Source organism: Streptomyces sp. NPDC001927 (assembly GCF_053594455.1).
Genome location: NZ_JBSFEN010000002.1, coordinates 559302 through 575529, shown reverse-complemented (window position 1 = coordinate 575529; position 16228 = coordinate 559302). Strand labels below are relative to the sequence as shown.

Genomic DNA, 16228 nt, shown 5'->3' with positions numbered 1-16228 from the left:
TGTTGGTAGCGGATGCCCATTCGCGGCCGGTCCGTTATCAAAGCCTGCCTTGACCATTAGGTTAGCTTTACCTTATCAATGCCGTATTCACAGGTTCTCCCAGTAGCTCTTCGTCGCTCGTCGCGCGACCCGTCCTCCCTGCGACGGCCGCGACCGGCACGGCAGGAAGGCATCACCTCACCATGCGCCGCCCCTTGGCTCGCACGCTCACCGCGCTCACCGCGGCAGCCCTCCTCGTCCCCGCGCTCGCGAGCTGTGCAAGCGACGAACCGGCCGGACTGGTCATCTACTCCGGCCGCAACGAGAATCTCGTGAAGCCGCTCATCGAGAAGCTCGAGAAGCACCTCGGTACCAACGTCGAGGTCCGCTACGGCGACAGCGCCGAGCTCTCCGCCCAGCTCCTGGAGGAGGGCGACAAGACCGAGGCCGGTCTCTTCCTCTCCCAGGACGCCGGCGCCCTCGGCGCGCTCTCCAAGGAGCAGCGCCTCGCGCCGCTCCCGAAGGCCACCCTCGACAAGGTCGACACCGCCTACCGTGGTTCGGCCGGCGACTGGACCGGCGTCAGCGGGCGCGTGCGCGTCCTCGGGTACGACCCCGCCCAGGTCCCGACGCCTCCGAACAGCGTCCACGAGCTCGTGAAGCCCGAATGGAAGGGCAAGATCGGTTTCGTGCCGACCAACGCCTCCTTCCAGGCATTCGTCACCGGCATGCGCGTCCTGGAGGGCGACGAGGCCACCCGTACCTGGCTCAAGGGCCTCAAGGCCAACGAGCCCAAGGTGTACGAGGGCAACCTCAAGGTCCTCGAAGCCGTCGACAAGGGCGAGGTCTCCCTCGGCCTGCTCAACCACTACTACTGGTACGAGCAGGTGGCCGAGAAGGGCGCCGACAAGATGAAGGCCAAGATCCACTACCTGCCCAAGGGCGACCCGGGCGGCCTCGTCAACGTGTCCGGCGTGGGCATCCTCAAGGGCGCCGACCAGAAGCAGGCCGTATACGCGCAGAAGGCCGTCGACTTCCTCCTCTCCGCCGAGTCCCAGACGTACTTCGCCGAGGAGACCAAGGAGTACCCGCTGGCCGCCGGAGTGAAGACCGCCGCGGGCGTGCCGCCGCTGGAGACCCTCCAGCCACCGAAGATCGACCTCGGCAAGCTCGACTCCCTGAAGGAAACCCTGGCCATGCTCCAGGAAGCCGGGCTGGTCTGACGTGACCTCACCGGACTTCCCCGTCCGGACGCGCCCCGACAACCGCCCGGCGAGCGACCCCGCGCCCGCCGGGCGGAAGCGCGCCGACGAACGGCATCACGCCGAAGGCCGCATCGACAAGTCCGCGAGACCCTCGTGGGTCCTGATCGTGCCCGCCTGCGTGGCGGCCGCCCTCGCCGTCCTGCCCCTCGGCTACCTTGCCGTTCGCGCGCTCGAACGCGGCCCCGCCTTCGCGTGGGATGTCATCGCCGCCGACCGGACAGGCCAACTGCTCCTGCGCAGCCTCGGCCTGAGCGCCACCGTCGTTGTCGCCTGCCTGCTCCTGGGTATCTCCTTGGCCTGGCTCACCACGCGCACCGCCCTGCCCGGCGCCCGCGCCTGGTCGGTCCTCGTCACGCTGCCGCTGGCCGTGCCCAGCTACGTCACCGCCTTCGCCTGGCTCTCCGCAGCCCCCTCGCTCGCCGGATTCACGGGCTCCGCCCTCGCCCTGACCCTCGCGAGCTTCCCGTACGTCTACCTGCCGGTCGCCGCCGCACTCCGCGGAACCGACCCCGGGCACGAGGAGGTCGCGCGCTCCCTTGGGCATGGACCGGTGCGCACCTTCCTGAGCGTCACCCTGCCCCAGCTCCGGCCGGCCGCGGCGGGAGGCGGACTGCTCGTCGCGCTCTACGTTCTCTCCGACTTCGGCGCGGTGTCCCTCATGCGGTACGACACCTTCACCCGGGGCATCTACACGTCCTACCGCGCCAGCTTCGACCGCACCCCGGCGGCAGCGCTCAGCGCCGTGCTCGTTCTCATGACCGTCGCGCTCGTCGCCGCGGAGACCCGCACCCGCGGCCGGGCCGGGTACGCCCGTACCGGAGCGGGAACCGCCCGGCGGGCCGTCCCCGCCGCACTCGGCCGACTGCGGCTGCCCGCCCTGGCCTGGTGCGGAGCTGTCGTCGCGGCCGCTGTCGGCTTCCCGCTCGCCACCCTCGGGTACTGGCTGGCCGTCGGTTCCTCCGCCACCTGGGCCCCGGCCACCCTCACCAGTACGGCGCTCACCACGCTCGGTGTCGCCGCCGCCGGCGCCGCGCTCACCACCCTGCTCGCCCTGCCGGTCGGTGTCATCGCGGCCCGCCATCGGGGCCGGCTCGCCCACCTCCTGGAACAGGCCGCATACGCGGGACACGCCGTCCCCGGCATCACCGTCGCGCTCGCCCTGGTCTTCTTCGCGGTCCGCTACGCCCGGCCGGTGTACCAGGAGACACCACTGTTGATCTGCGCGTACGCGGTGCTCTTCCTCCCGGTCGCGGTGGCCGCCGTCCGCGCCGCCGTACTCCAGGCACCACCCGTGCTGGACGACGTGGCCCGCTCCCTCGGCCGCACCGCCTTCGGTGTCCTGCGCGAGGTCACCGTGCCGCTCGCCGCACCGGGTGTCGCCGCCGGCGCGGCCCTCACCTTCGTCGTCTGCATGAAGGAACTCCCCGCCACACTGCTGCTGCGGCCCACCGGCATGGACACCCTGGCCACCCGGCTCTGGACCGAGACCGGCAGTGGATCCTTCGCCGCCGCGGCTCCGTACGCCGCTGTCCTGGTCCTCCTGGCCGCCGTCCCCTCCTACCTCCTCGGAAGGCACCGCCCATGAACGACCTTCAGGTCAGCGGCGTGGTCAAGTCGTACGGCCCCGGCGCCACGGTGCTCGACGGTCTCGACCTCACCGTCCAGGGCGGGCACCTGGCCGCCGTCCTCGGCCCCTCAGGCTGCGGCAAGACCACCCTGCTACGCGTGATCGCCGGCTTCCTGCGCGCCGACGCGGGCACCGTCACCGTCGCCGGCCGCACCCTCGCGGGCCCGGGCGTCCACCTTCCGCCGGAGCGTCGCCGCATCGGCATCGTTCCCCAGGAAGGCGCCCTCTTCCCGCACTTGAGCGTGGCCCGCAACGTTGCCTTCGGCCTGACGGGTGCGGAGCGCGGAGCCCGTGCCAAGCGCGTCGACGAGATGCTGGACCTCGTCGGGCTCGGCGGCTACGGCGCCCGGATGCCCCACGAACTCTCCGGTGGCCAGCAACAACGCGTCGCCCTGGCCCGCGCCCTCGCCCCCGAACCCCATCTCGTCCTCCTCGACGAACCGTTCAGCGCCCTCGACAGCGGACTGCGCGGAGCGGTACGAGCCGAGGTCCGCGCCGTGCTCCGGGCCAGCGGAGCCACCGCCGTCCTGGTCACCCACGACCAGCAGGAGGCCCTCTCCACGGCCGACGTCGTCGCCGTCGTGCGCGACGGCCGCGTCGCCCAGTGCGCCGCACCCGAGGAGATCTACCGGCGCCCCGCCGACCCCTGGGTGGCTTCCTTCGTCGGCGACGCCGTGTTCATCAACGGCACGGCCGACGAGAACACCGTGACCACTCCACTGGGCCGCATCCCCCTCGCCGCCGCCCCCGAGGGCCTGCGCGACGGTCTCGTACTCCTCCGCCCCGAGCAGTTCCACCTCACCGGTTCGGATCAGGCGACCGCTCAGGGAACGGTCACCGACGTCCGCTTCTTCGGCCACGACTCCATGGTCACGCTCTCCGTCGACGGCCTGGACGAGCCCATCGACATCCGCGCCCCCGGCCCGCTCCAGGTGCGACAGGGCGGCCGGATCGGTGTCCGGGTCACCGGCGAGGCCACCCTCCATGAGGTCCCTGCCTGAACCACTGCCCTTGCACCCGGGCGTCGTACAGGGCTCGCCGCTCGCCGCGATGGACACCGCTGACGGCGCGGAGCCGACCGGGTTCGCTCGGGCGGGCGAACCCGATCGGCCAGGGGATTCACGGTCGGGAACCGTGGCTGGGGTGGACGCGTCCTTTCCGGGAACGTGGAAGGGACGCCCATGAGCATCGACCCGCCCCGTCCGTCCGACCCACTCCGTCCGTCCGGGCCACCGCTCGAGGGGGACCCGCCGCCGTCGTACACGCCGTTGTGGCGACGGCTGCGTGAGGACGAATGGCCGCCGCTGGGGGAGGTGTTGCGAGGGCGGCGGGAGGAGGCGTCCCCCTGGGTGTTGCTCGTGCTGGTCCTGCCGTGCCTGTGGTGGCTGACCGTGCCACTGATGGTCGGCTACCAACTGGCCCGCACGGCCCGCCGTACGGCGCGCCGGATCTTCCCCGTACACCCGGAAGGCCAGGTCGAGGATCCCGAGGTGTTCCGGGTGCAGCGGCTGCGGGCCTGGGGAGTCCTCGTCATCTCGGGGCTGCTGCTCGCCGTGTTCGGTGGATGGCAGGACGTGTGGGAGGCGCAGAGGCAGGTCCTGGAAGCGCTGGTGTTCGCGCCCTGGTTGGCGCTGTTGAGTGCGGTGGTCGTCGTGGCCCTGTTTTTCGGGGCGGCCAGGCCCGGGGCGAGGCGAGCCATGCGGACGAAGCTGTGGCCGGCCGGTCGGTCGGCCCTGTGGTACCTCGGGGCCTGGATGCTGGTGCCGCTGCTGTTGATGGCGGCGAGCAAGGGGATGGGGCTGCTGCCCAGCAGCGCCGACGGCCTGTTCGGGCTGCTGCTCTGGGTGTCCGTGGTGTTCGTGTGCTGGGCGCCGTTCTGGTGGGTGGTCTTCTTCCTCTGCTTCGCCACCGGTCCGGCGTTCCGCCATGCCTTCAACCTGTCCGCCCTGCATGCGGCGCTGCCCGCGCTGGTTACCACCGTCCTGGTCTGGGTGCTCGCCTTCCGCAGCCTGTCGTCGGGCGGCCTGCCGCCGGGCCCGGTGCCGCTCGCGGTCTGCGCGTTCCTCGCCGGCCCGGCGTCGGTGACGGCACTGGCCTGGTGGGAGATCCACCGGCTTCGGCGGCTGCACGGGGTGCGGTGGCGGGGATAGCCGCGCGGAGCGGCGCTTCCTGTCACGCGCGGGGCGAAGGGACCTTGAGCGACGGGGACTTCGGGGTGAGCTTCTTCGTACCCGGCCGACGTGCCGGGCGCGCCCTTGTCCACGTAGCGCCGTCGCGCAGGGCGACCTCGGCGGATCGGGCCAGCGCATTCGGGAGACTCTGGAAACCACCAGGCAACTCACCGCGCGGTGGTCAGACCCCGCCCTCCCGCAGCCACGCCAGCTTCTCCTCGGCGGCCCGTTGGCGGGGGTGGCCCGGGCCGTAGATGCGAACGTAGTCGCGGACGCAGCGTTCGAGCAGGGCGGCCGCCTCGGCGTGGCGGCCCACGTCGATCAGGACGTTGGCGAGGTTGTCCCGGGTCGACACGGTGACCGGGTGGTCCTCGCCGTTCAGGGCGATCCGGCCGGCCAGGACGTCGCGCAGGACGGGGACGGCGTCCTCGTAGCGCTCCATGGCGTGGAGCACGGCCGCCAGGTTGTTGCGCGCGGTGAAGGTGCCTTCGTCGTGCGGTCCCACGGTCGCCTCGAAGGACCGGATGACGGCGCGGAGTTGCGCCTCCGCCTCGGCATGGCGGTTCAGCCGGACGAGTACGGCACCGAGATTGGCGCGCGCCGCCGCGGTGCGCTCGTGGTCGGGGCCGTAGCGCTGCTCAAGGCGGGGCACGAGGCTGCGCAACGCCCGCTCGGACTCCTTGTGGCGGCGGCACTTGAGCAGCGACGCGGCGTGGGAGTTGGCGGCGGACAGCACGTCCGGGTGGTCGGGGCCGAGCAGCCTGGTGCGTCGCTCCAGCACGTCCCGCTGCAGCGGTTCGGCCTCGGGAGCGCGCCTGAGGTCCTCCAGGGCGGAGGCGAGACCGGCCGCGCTGCGCAGCGTGTCGGGGTGATCGCGTCCCAGGGTCTCCGACCGGCCGCGGAAGGTGTCGCGCCAGGCCGACTCGGCCAGTCGCAGCTGTCCGGTCCGGTGGAGCAGGTCCGCGAGTTCGGCGGAGGTGCGGAGGTACTCCTCGTGGCGGTCGCCGAGGACGGTCCACTGGCCCCGGGCCACCTGCTGGTAGTACGACACCGCCTCCTCGCCGCGTCCGGGGGTCGCCGCGAGGACCCGGGCCAGCTCCCGTACCGCTTCGAGCGTCTCCGGGTGCTCCGGGCCCAGACGCTCGACGGCCGACCGGGCGCGCATGGTGTGCAATTCCTCGGGGGAGATCTCGATCCGCGCGATCTCCTGCTCCGGGCTGCCTTCCGTCACCTCCGTGAGGGTGATGTGCCAGGCGCCCGCCCGCGGGACCTGACCCACGCCCTGTTCCTGTTCCCGTTCCTGGTCTCGCGCTTGGGCCTGGTCACGGTGTCCGCCCGCGCCGTCCCCTGAGTCCCCCTCCGCGGCCTTCCGCCGCCACCATCGGCTCATCGCGACTCTCCTTCCTGTCCGTACGAGTGCCTAGGCACCCGCGTGTACGTGGGCGGCCCACAAGCTCGGGCTTGCGGCGAACGCGGTGCGGCACTCCCGTACCGCCTGGTGCAGCGCGGTCGCCGTGCGGCTGTCGTCCAGTACCGGCCCGCCGTCGCCGTCGTCGGAACGCAGCACCTGGTAGAGAAGGCGGGTGACACGGACGGCCACGGTGTCGTGCACCGCCCAGAGCGTGCCGACGGCGTGGGGGTATCCCGCGAGCTGGAACGCGGACGTGATGTGGATGGACTCGTCGGCCAGGTCCCCGTCGGCGCGTGCCGTCTCGCAGGCCGAGAGCACCGCGAGCCGCGCGGCCGGCAGGTCGAGCCGGGCGATCTGGCGGACCGTCAACGGCCGCGTCCGATGGTCGTGCACGAGCAGCCGGCCCGCCGAGGGGTCGGCGGGTTCGCTGACGCCGTGGCAGGCGAAGTGGACGCACGGGTGATCCGGCAGGGCGGCCATGACCCGGTCGAAGGTGGCCTCCTCCCCGTCCAGCACATCGGTCGGCAGCAGCGCCCTCAGTGCCTTCACCTCGCGTCGTGCCCCGCCGAGCGGCCGGGCTCCCGGGGTGTCGGGGAGGGCCACGGCGAGCAGCCGGCCGGGCGGCCTCGGGGCGGCGGCCCGGTCCCGGGCGTACTGGAGCGCTCGGACGGTCGGCGTGTACGAGGAGACCACACGGTCCATGACCGTCCGGGGCGGCCCGGCCGCACCGTCCGCCCGCGGCGCGTGATCGAGGCGCTCGCCGTGGTGCCCCGCCGCGTGCAGGGGCAGGGCGGCCAGTGTCCCGCCCGGCGACCACCACAGCCGGGGCAGCTCGCCCTCGGGAGCGCCGGTCAGGCCGAGGCGGTCGAGCACCGGGCCTGTGACGTGGTCCCAGGTCCATGCCAGGACCTTCGCGACGGCCCGCTGGGCGTCCTTGTCGCGGGAGGGGTCCATCGCGTCGGCGAGCGCGAGCCGGAGCCGGTCCGCCTGTTCGGCGACCGCGTCCGGGGTGGCACGCGGCAGCGGTACGAGGAGAACGCCTTCCGGGCGCAGGACCAAGGCGTCGCTGCGGTAGCCGCTGCAATAGGCGAGCACCACCGGGCCGTTCGCCGCGCATGCGAGCAGGGCGCTCTCGTCAGGGGCGGCGAGGAAGTCGGAGAAGCCGGGTACTCGGCGGATCTGCGCCACCAGCTCCTCCAGCCGGCTTGCCAGCGTGTGCCGCTGCTCCGCGGGGGTGACGGGCAGCCGGCCGAGGGCGGCTTCCGCCACGTCCGCCGCCTCCAGCGCTTCGAGCCGGTCACGGATCGAGACGAACGCCTCGGCGAGACCCGGGTGGGCGGCGCGCAGCCGGCCGAGGCCGTCCCGGGTGGCCATGGCCCGGCTCAGCAGGACACCCCGGCCCTGCTCCAGGAGTGCCACCGCGCGTTCCGGACGTCCCGCGTTGACCGCGCACGCGGCGGCCTCTGCGGCCAGACCCCGCACCCGGGACAGACCGCGCTCCTGGTCGCTCCGGGCCAGCCGACCCGATGCGGCGAACGGCAGGAGTTCCAGGGCCACTTCATGGCCACGCAGGGCCTCCTCCCAGCGGAGGCCGGCCGCCGCGGCGGCTCCCCAGTCCCAGGCCGCGAGAACCCGCTGGTAGGCGGGGATGGCCTTGGTGCCGGCGGCCTGCCGGTAGGCGTCCTCGGCGGCCAGCAGCACCCCCGGGTCGCCGTCCTGGTCGTGCAGGGCACGTAACGCGTCGCCGTAGGTCCTCAGATAGGTGCCGTGCGCCGAGCCGCCCTCCGGCACCGACCAGACGGCCCGGCCCAGATCGCTGACCGCCTGCTCCAGGAGCCCGTCACCGGAGCTGTGATGATGCCGCGTCAGACGCGCGGATCCGAGGTTGGAGAGCACGAGAGCAAGCGCCGGATCGCCGTACGGGGCGTGCTCCACGGCCTCTTCGAGCAGGGCGATCGCCTCGTCGAGGTCCGCCACGTCGGAGCTCTCCCCGAACCGCGCGCGCAGCGCGTTGGCCAGGTGGTTCAGCCGGTCGGCGCGGACCGGTCCCGACCGCGGGGCCAGTGCCATGGCCCGGCGGGCCGCGCGGATCGCCTCGTCGGCGGCGGCCGTGTCGCCGGTGGAACCGTGCCAACTCTGCAGGACCACACCGAGGTTGGCGAGGCGTACGACCTGTGCGGAGGGGTTCGTCGCGGCCGCCTCGACGGCGTCCCGGGCGAGCCGGGTGGCTTCCCGCAGAGAGCCCAGGTCGTCCGTCTGCTCGGCGCGCTCCCAGAGGGTGACGGCGAGGTTCGCCAAGGTGTCGGCGTGCGGGCCGCTGCCCGGCCGCTGCTGGGCGAGGGCGGACCGCAGCGCGGCGATCGCCTCGTCGAGGACGCCTTCGTCCCCGGTCGCCCGCGCGAGTCGGTGCAGGGTGTTGCCGAGGCTGTTCATCCGCATGGCCCGCTCGGGGGAGTCGGCCGGGTACAGGGGCAGGGCCTCGCGCAGCAACTGCGCCGACTGACGCAGGAGTTCGGTGTCGCCGTTGTTCTCCGCGGTCAGACGCAGCGCGATGCCCAGACCGGCGAGCCGCTCGGGACGGTCGGGGTGGCCGGTGGGGGTCTCGGCCAGGGCGGCGCGGTGGACGTCCAGCATCTCCGCCGAGTCGGCCTCGTCGGGGTGGTGTTCGTTCCACTGGCGAAGCCCCTGGGAGAGGTTCCCGAGCGTGAGCCGACGTGCCTCGGTGCCCGGTGGGCTCTCCCGTACCACGGTCCGCCACAGGTCCAGGGCGTCGCGCAGAGCGGCGGTGTCGCCGCTCTGGAGATAGGCGCTGTGCAGTGCCGTGGCGAGGTTGTTGCGGTAGCCGGGCCGGTCGGGCGAACCGGGGGGAAGGATCTCCATCGCGTCCCGTAAGGCGTTCGTAGCCTGTGCCAGATCCGTCCCGGGGTCTGCCGGGTCGCCGCCCTGCGCGCGGTACTTGTGCCGCTCCTGGAGCGCCTCGCCCAGTGAGGCCAGTGTCTGCGCGCCGGTCTCGGCGTCCTGCGGGAGATCGGCAGCCTGTGCGAACAGCTCGACCGCCTGGTCGAGATCGCTCGCCTGCCCGTGGAGGCCGAAGCGGTGGCGGTACCCCAGGGCGAGCAGCACGATGTCCTGCCGATTCACGTGAGCGACGGACACCCGTTCACGACCGAGGCTGATCAGCGCGTCCAAGTCGCTCTCCTCGCCCCTCAGTTGCCACCGGCGGAAGAGGGCGATCAGGAGATTCCCGGCGAGGTGTTGCGCGGAGGCGGCACCCTTCGCGACCGCGAGTTCCTGACGGTACGCCCGGACGGCCTCGTCGAGCGCCCGACGGTCGCCCGTCCTCAGATGGTGCCCCAGTAGTTGATCGGCGCGCGGCCGCGCACCGGGTCCTTCGGCTGCCGTCGCATCCGCCGCGCTGACCACGACCACCCCCGGTTGACGCCCCGGACCGCACGCCCCCTGCGTGTCCTCCACGTTACGGCCCGTGTTCACGATAGCCAAGGAGCCCTCGGATCGTTGAGGTCCGGCCGTACAATCGGCCCCACGTGACAACCGGCGTTCTGGGGGAGCGGAAGCGTGGCGGACACGGCCGACGGGGCGGGCACCCGCGACGGGGCGGGGACTGGCGACGGGCGGCTCGGGGAGCTCTGCCGCCGGCTCTCGGACCCCTCCTCCGCACCGGAGTTCGGCGCTCTGGGCGAACCGGGCGCCCGGCTCGTCGAGACCATCGTCTCCACCCTGCGCGACGGCCGCTCTCCCGAACAACTCGACGATCGTCTCGACGAGTTGGAGGAGCTTCTCCTCGCGGCGGGACACAGTGCCGGACTCGGCTCGTACCGTACGACGCCCCTCCCTCCCACCCCCGGCTTCCAGAGTCTGCCGGTGGCCGGTCCTGGCCATCCCGGGCTGTACGTCCTTGCCTGTCCCACGGGCCGGTGCGGGCGCGTGGAGGTGCCGGACGCCGACGCTCCGGACCTGCCCGCCTGCGGCATCCTGGGCCGGCCGCTGAGCGAAGTACCCCTCCGGTGACCAGCGCCTTCCTCAGCGCGCTGGGGGGTCGGATCGCCGACCGGTGGCTGACGCTCCTCGCGCTCCCCGGACTGCTCTTCATCGCCGCCGTCACCACGGCGACGGTGCTCGGCCACGAACACTGGGCCGACGTGGGGAAGTTGCGGACCTGGCTCGACACGGTGGCCGCTTCCCCCGCGTCCCGGAGCGCCGGCACCCTCGCGCTCGTGGCGCTTGCGCTGCTCCTCGGCGCGGCCGCGGTCGGCGCGGCCGCCCAGAGCCTCGGCGCCGGAGTGGAACTCCTCTGGTGCGCCGAGCCCCGCGGGCCCCTGCTGCGGCGCCTCGCCGACCGCCGGTCGCGCCGCTGGCGCGCCGCCGACGCCGTGTTCCGCGCCGCGCTGGTCACGGCCGGTCGCGCTCGTGTCGCCGGGGCGGACGACGCCGACCGGCTCGCCGACCTCGCGGAGCGCCACCTCGCCGACCGCGACCGCATCGCGGCCGTCGCGCCACGCCACCCGTTCTCCATGGGCGACCGACTTGCCGCGCCCGGGCAGCGGCTCTGGCGCATGTACCGCCTGGACCTGGCGGCGGCCTGGCCCCACCTGTGGCTCCTGGCCGCCGACGGCAACCGCGCCGAATTGCAGGCCGCCCGCGTACGGTTCGGGGCGGCGGCGCGCCTGTGCGCCTGGGGCGCCGGCTACCTGGTCCTCGGCGCGTGGTGGTGGCCGGCCGCCCTGGTCGGGATCTGCGCCGTCGCCGCGGGCCTCCGCCGCGGCCGGGCCGCGGCCGACGCGTTCGCCGAACTCACCGAGGCCCTCGCCGACCTGCACGTCCGCGACCTGGCGGCCGCCCTCGGCATCGACTCCCCGTCGGGCCTGGACCGCACCCTCGGCGAGCGCCTCTCCCGGGCGCTGCGGAAGGCCGGCTGACGGTCGATCGGCCCGCCCGTCGGTCAGGACGTGACGCGGTGTTGGAGCGCCGGTTGCCAGGTCGGGACGGGGGCTTCCGGTGGGGAGTCGGTGCGGCGGCCGCCGCGGGCGAAGAAGGCTTCCAGGGGGAGGATCGCCGCGCCCACGGTGACGGCGTCCGGGCCCAGGGTGCCCAGTTCGATACGGGTCCGCTCGGCCGGGTAGCGCAGGGCGAAGGCGGCCGCGTGGGGCTTGACCGTCTCCAGGAAGCGCGAGCCGAGCTGGAGGCCCGCCCAGCCGCCGACGAGGATGCGCTCCGGCTGGAAGAGGTTGATCAGGTCGGCGAAGCCGGCGCCCAGGTACTCGGCGGTCTCCTCCAGGACGGCGAGCGCCGTCGCGTCGGGCTCCGCGTCCGAGCCCTCCGGCGGGTAGGCGGCCGTGAGCATCGAGGTCAGCGCCGTCTCCTCGTCCGCCCCGGTCGGCGGCCTGCCGCCCGCCTCCCGCCAGCGCTCCAGGAGCGCCTCGGCTCCCGCGTACGCCTCCAGGCAGCCCTGGGAACCGCAGCGGCAGCGGCGCCCCCGGACCCGTACCGTCAGATGGCCCCACTCGATCGCCCGGCCCGACTCCGTGCCCTCGCCGATCACGCACGCGCCGACACCCGAACCGAAGAGCACGACCACGGCCTCGGAGACCCCGCGCCCCGCGCCGAACCACATCTCGGCCTGGCCGAGCGTCTTGGAGCCGTTGTCGATGAGGTACGGCACGCTCTCGGGCACCGCGCCCGTCTCCCGGAGCAGCCGCTCCAGCGGGACGGCGTCCCAGCCCGTGGTCTGGCCGTGCACCACCGCGCCGTCCTCGGGCGTGTGGGCGACGATGCCGGGGACGCCGATGCCGACGCCGAGCAGCCGCTCCGCGGGCACGTCCGCCGTGCGCAGCACCTGGGCGATGCCGTCGCGTACGTGACCGACCACGATGCCGACCTCGTACCGACCGTGCGGGCCAGGGGCGCCGCCCGTGTCGCCGTCAGGGCCGCCACGCGTGTCTTCGCCCGTCCCGCCGCCCTGGCCGTCCGTCGCCAACGGCAGCTCCGCGCGCGCGAGTTCGGTGAGGGCGAGGTCGAAGAGCTCCACCCTGATCCGGGTCTCGCCGACGTCGACGCCGATCATGCAGCCGCTGCCGGGGCTGACCCGCAGCAGCGTGCGGGGGCGGCCGCCCGCCGAGTCGACGCTGCCGGCCTCCTCCACGAGGCCCTCGGCCAGGAGCTCGCCGACCACGTTGCTGACCGAGCCCGAGCTCAGGCCCGTCGCGGGACCGAGCGCCAGACGGCTCTGCGGCCCGTCGAAATACAGTCGCCGCAAGACGGCGGTGCGGTTCTCCCGCCGCAGGTCACGCACCGTACGGCTGCTCTTCGCTCGCACTCTGCCCCCAGTTCCTGAAGTCCTGATCGCAAGATACCCCTGTCGGGGCCCTTGACGCGACCTTCTCTCGGTATTTAACTCACGTCCTAAAATAAGCCGGGAGGGTGCACGGGGCGAGCACGGGACGTCTCGCCCGCCCCACCTCCTCCCCGGACTCCGTCACTCCCCGAAAGGGCCTTGAGGAGCCATGCGCAGAATCAGAGCCGCGGTCACCGGTGCCGTCACTCTCTCCCTCGTCCTCACCGCCGCCGCCTGCGGAGGCGGCACCACCTCCGACGGTTCCGGCTCCAACTCCCAGCCGAAGACGCTCACGTACTGGGCCTCCAACCAGGGCTCCAGCATCGAGGTCGACAAGAAGGTCCTGCAGCCCGAACTCGACCAGTTCGAGCGGGAGACGGGCATCAAGGTGAAGCTGGAGGTGGTGCCCTGGTCGGACCTGCTCAACCGGATCCTCACCGCCACCACCTCCGGCCAGGGCCCCGACGTCCTCAACATAGGCAACACCTGGAGCGCCTCGCTCCAGTCCACCGGCGCCCTGCTGCCCTGGGACGACGCGGCCTTCGCGAAGATCGGCGGCAAGGACCGCTTCGTCGACTCCGCGCTCGGCTCCACCGGCGTTCCCGGCAAGGACCCGGCCGCCGTCCCGCTGTACTCCATGGCCTACGCGCTCTACTACAACAAGAAGATGTTCAAGGACGCCGGCATCGAGAAGCCGCCGGCCACCTGGGACGAACTGGAGGCCACGGGCAAGCGCCTGAGCAAGGACGGCAAGTGGGCCATCGGCGTCGAGGGCTCCAACCTCTCCAACAACATCCACCAGGTCTTCGTCCTCGGCAAGCAGCACGGCGCCGACTTCTTCACCGCCGACGGCAAGGCCGACTTCACCTCCGACGGGGCCGTCGCCGCCGTCAAGCAGTACGTCGACCTCATGGCCGCCCAGAAGATCGTCGCGCCCGGCAACGCGGAGTATGCCCAGAACCAGTCGCTCAGCGACTTCGCCAAGGACAAGACCGCCATGGTCCTGTGGCAGACCCCGTCGCAGACCTTCGCGTCCCAGGGTATGAGCGAGGACGAGTGGGGCGTCGCCCCAGCGCCCGTACTCTCCGGCGCGCCCGGCCAGGGCACCTCCGTCAACTCCATGGTCGCCGGCATCAACCTGGCCGTCTTCAAGAACACCAAGAACCTCGACGGCGCCACGAAGTTCGTGAAGTTCATGACCGGCGACGAGGAGCAGAAGATCCTCAACCAGGCCTACGGTTCCGTCCCGCCGGTCAAGAGCGCGCAGGCGGACCCCGCCTTCGGCACCCCCTCGCTCAAGGTCATCCGCGACACGCTCGCCACCAGCGCGTCCGCCCTGCCCCAGGTCCCCGAGGAGTCCCAGTTCGAGACCGTCGTGGGCACCGCGGTCAAGGAGCTGTTCGCCGACGCGGCGGCCGGCCGCCCCGTCACCACCCAGTCGGTGAAGGCGGCGCTCGACAAGGCCCAGCAGCAGATGCCCAAGAAGTAGGCACGGAAGAAACCAGGCCGGACCTCTCATGACATCGACCGTCACGCACCAGGCAGGGCCGCGGACGGCGCGGAAGGCCCCGTCCGGAGAGGCGCGCACCCCGCGCCGCCGCTCCGGACGGCTGCGCCGCATCTCGCTGCCGTACCTGCTGCTGCTGCCCGCCCTCCTCCTCGAACTCCTCGTCCACCTCGTGCCGATGGTCATCGGCATCGCCATGAGCTTCAAGGAGCTCACCCAGTTCACCATCCGGAACTGGGGCGACGCGCCCTGGGCCGGCCTCGACAACTACGCGCTCTCGATCGACTTCGACGCCCCCGTGGGGCAGGCCCTGCTGAAGTCCTTCGTGACGACCTGCTTGTTCACCGTCGCGTCCGTGGGCCTGTGCTGGCTGCTCGGCACCGCCGCAGCCGTCTTCCTGCAGGAGTCCTTCCGCGGCCGCGGCCTGCTGCGCGCGCTGTTCCTCGTGCCGTACGCACTGCCCGTCTACGCCGCCGTCATCACCTGGGCCTTCATGTTCCAGCGCGACAACGGCCTCATCAACCACGTCCTGCACGACCAGCTCGGCATCGGCGACAGCCCGGCCTTCTGGCTCATCGGCGACAACAGCTTCTGGGCGCTGCTCGTCGTCTCCGTCTGGAAGGGCTGGCCGTTCGCCTTCCTCATCGTGATGGCCGGTCTGCAGAACATCCCGCGCGAGCTGTACGAAGCGGCCGCCCTGGACGGCGCCGGGGTGTGGAAGCAGATCCGGCACATCACCCTGGCCTCGCTGCGACCGGTCAACCAGGTCCTCGTCCTCGTCCTTTTCCTATGGACCTTCAACGACTTCAACACACCGTTCGTGCTCTTCGGCAAGGCGGCGCCCGAAGCGGCCGACCTCATCTCCCTGCACATCTACCAGTCCTCGTTCCAGACCTGGAACTTCGGCACCGGCTCGGCGATGTCCGTCCTGCTGCTGCTCTTCCTGCTCCTCGTCACGGGCCTCTACCTGCTGCTCACCAGCCGAGGAAGGAAGACCGGCGATGTCTGAACCCCTCACGCGGAGGCCGCCACGCTCCCCGATGGCCAAGCCCCGCTCCCCGATGGCCGCACCCCGCTCCTTCCTCTGGACCCGGCGGATCTTCCTGACCCTCCTCACGGGCTTCGTCCTGCTGCCGGTGTACGTGATGGTCTCCAGCTCCCTCAAGCCGCTGGAGGACGTCTCGGAGAAGTTCCAGTGGATCCCGAGCGGGCTCACCCTCCGGCCGTACGTCGACATCTGGCAGACCGTCCCGCTGGCCGACTACTTCGTGAACTCCCTCGTCGTGGCCGGCGCGGCGACCGTCTGCTCCGTGGTGGTCGCCGTCTTCGCGGCGTACGCGGTCAGCCGGTACGGCTTCCGGGGCAAGCGGGTCTTCACCGTGACCGTGCTCTCCACGCAGATGTTCCCCGGCGTCCTCTTCCTGCTGCCGCTGTTCCTCATCTACGTCAACATCGGCAACGCCACCGGGATCGCGCTCTTCGGCTCGCGCGGCGGGCTGATCCTGACGTACCTCACCTTCTCGCTGCCGTTCTCCATCTGGATGCTGATCGGCTACTTCGACTCGATCCCCCGTGACCTGGACGAAGCGGCCAAGGTCGACGGCTGCGGGCCGCTCGGCGCCCTGTTCCGGGTGATCGTCCCCGCGGCGATCCCGGGCATCGTGGCCGTCGCCGTCTACGCGTTCATGACCGCGTGGGGCGAGGTCCTGTTCGCCTCGGTGATGACGAACGACACCACCCGCACCCTCGCCGTCGGCCTCCAGGGGTACGCCACCCAGAACGACGTGTACTGGAACCAGGTCATGGCGGCCTCGCTCGTCGTGAGCGTCCCCGTCGTCGCCGGCTTCCTGCTCCTCCAGCGCTACCTCGTCGCCGGCCTCACGGCAGGTGCGGTGAAGTGACGCTCTTCAGCAGCC

Annotated in this window: 12 protein-coding genes; 9 read left to right on the top strand and 3 right to left on the bottom strand. The window is 72.3% G+C overall.

Translation table 11 applies throughout. From position 1 onward, the window contains the following. Positions 1-182: 182 nt before the first annotated feature. The 4 genes from ACWCO8_RS07065 to ACWCO8_RS07050 all read left to right on the top strand — a co-directional run bounded on the left by ACWCO8_RS07065 (position 183) and on the right by ACWCO8_RS07050 (position 5021). A complete protein-coding gene (locus ACWCO8_RS07065) occupies positions 183-1202 on the top strand; it encodes an iron ABC transporter substrate-binding protein (RefSeq protein WP_451031325.1) in 1020 nt (339 codons plus the stop codon). 1 nt (position 1203) lies between these two features. Further along, positions 1204-2829 (top strand): ABC transporter permease, encoded by a 1626-nt coding sequence (locus tag ACWCO8_RS07060; protein WP_451031324.1) that lies wholly within the window; start codon positions 1204-1206, stop codon positions 2827-2829. Continuing rightward, positions 2826-3872, top strand: coding sequence for an ABC transporter ATP-binding protein (locus tag ACWCO8_RS07055; RefSeq protein WP_451031323.1), 1047 nt, complete (start codon positions 2826-2828; stop codon positions 3870-3872). The genes ACWCO8_RS07060 and ACWCO8_RS07055 overlap by 4 nt, the downstream gene beginning before the upstream one ends. Positions 3873-4220: 348 nt before the next feature. Continuing rightward, the gene (locus ACWCO8_RS07050) at positions 4221-5021 is read left to right on the top strand and encodes a hypothetical protein (protein WP_451031322.1); all 801 of its coding nucleotides are present in this window, start codon (positions 4221-4223) and stop codon (positions 5019-5021) included. 202 nt (positions 5022-5223) lie between these two features. Here the strand turns inward: ACWCO8_RS07050 and ACWCO8_RS07045 are convergent, their stop codons facing one another. Then, positions 5224-6321 (bottom strand): tetratricopeptide repeat protein, encoded by a 1098-nt coding sequence (locus ACWCO8_RS07045; protein ID WP_451031321.1) that lies wholly within the window; start codon positions 6319-6321, stop codon positions 5224-5226. A gap of 141 nt (positions 6322-6462) precedes the next feature. After that, positions 6463-9945, bottom strand: coding sequence for a CHAT domain-containing protein (locus ACWCO8_RS07040; RefSeq protein WP_451031443.1), 3483 nt, complete (start codon positions 9943-9945; stop codon positions 6463-6465). Positions 9946-10029: 84 nt separating this feature from the next. Between ACWCO8_RS07040 and ACWCO8_RS07035 the strand changes: the two genes are divergently transcribed. Continuing rightward, on the top strand, positions 10030-10482 hold the full coding sequence (locus ACWCO8_RS07035; protein WP_451031320.1) for a hypothetical protein: 453 nt from the start codon (positions 10030-10032) through the stop codon (positions 10480-10482). Further along, the gene (locus tag ACWCO8_RS07030; RefSeq protein ID WP_451031319.1) at positions 10479-11390 is read left to right on the top strand and encodes a hypothetical protein; all 912 of its coding nucleotides are present in this window, start codon (positions 10479-10481) and stop codon (positions 11388-11390) included. Before ACWCO8_RS07035 ends, ACWCO8_RS07030 begins: the two co-directional genes overlap by 4 nt. Before the next feature lie 23 nt (positions 11391-11413). Here the strand turns inward: ACWCO8_RS07030 and ACWCO8_RS07025 are convergent, their stop codons facing one another. Continuing rightward, positions 11414-12787, bottom strand: a complete 1374-nt coding sequence (locus ACWCO8_RS07025) for an ROK family protein (protein ID WP_451031318.1) — start codon at positions 12785-12787, stop codon at positions 11414-11416. A 187-nt stretch (positions 12788-12974) separates the two neighbouring features. On the opposite strand from ACWCO8_RS07025, the gene ACWCO8_RS07020 reads away from it, so the two are divergent. From ACWCO8_RS07020 to ACWCO8_RS07010, 3 genes are read left to right on the top strand one after another with little or no spacing between them, the layout of a single operon-like run. After that, positions 12975-14294 carry an extracellular solute-binding protein gene (locus tag ACWCO8_RS07020; protein ID WP_451031317.1) on the top strand — a complete coding sequence of 440 codons (1320 nt, stop codon included), beginning with the start codon at positions 12975-12977 and terminating at the stop codon, positions 14292-14294. Between the two features lie 28 nt (positions 14295-14322). Then, the gene (locus ACWCO8_RS07015; RefSeq protein WP_451031316.1) at positions 14323-15321 is read left to right on the top strand and encodes a carbohydrate ABC transporter permease; all 999 of its coding nucleotides are present in this window, start codon (positions 14323-14325) and stop codon (positions 15319-15321) included. A 52-nt stretch (positions 15322-15373) separates the two neighbouring features. Continuing rightward, positions 15374-16213, top strand: coding sequence for a carbohydrate ABC transporter permease (locus ACWCO8_RS07010; protein ID WP_451031442.1), 840 nt, complete (start codon positions 15374-15376; stop codon positions 16211-16213). Positions 16214-16228 lie beyond the last annotated feature (15 nt).

Excerpts from the sequence above, each read along its gene's own strand:
- ACWCO8_RS07065 (WP_451031325.1), top strand. The coding sequence starts at position 183 with ATGCGCCGCCCCTTGGCTCGCACGCTCACCGCGCTCACCGCGGCAGCC.
- ACWCO8_RS07055 (WP_451031323.1), top strand. The coding sequence starts at position 2,826 with ATGAACGACCTTCAGGTCAGCGGCGTGGTCAAGTCGTACGGCCCCGGC.
- ACWCO8_RS07020 (WP_451031317.1), top strand. The coding sequence starts at position 12,975 with ATGCGCAGAATCAGAGCCGCGGTCACCGGTGCCGTCACTCTCTCCCTC.
- ACWCO8_RS07015 (WP_451031316.1), top strand. The coding sequence starts at position 14,323 with ATGACATCGACCGTCACGCACCAGGCAGGGCCGCGGACGGCGCGGAAG.
- ACWCO8_RS07010 (WP_451031442.1), top strand. The coding sequence starts at position 15,374 with ATGGCCGCACCCCGCTCCTTCCTCTGGACCCGGCGGATCTTCCTGACC.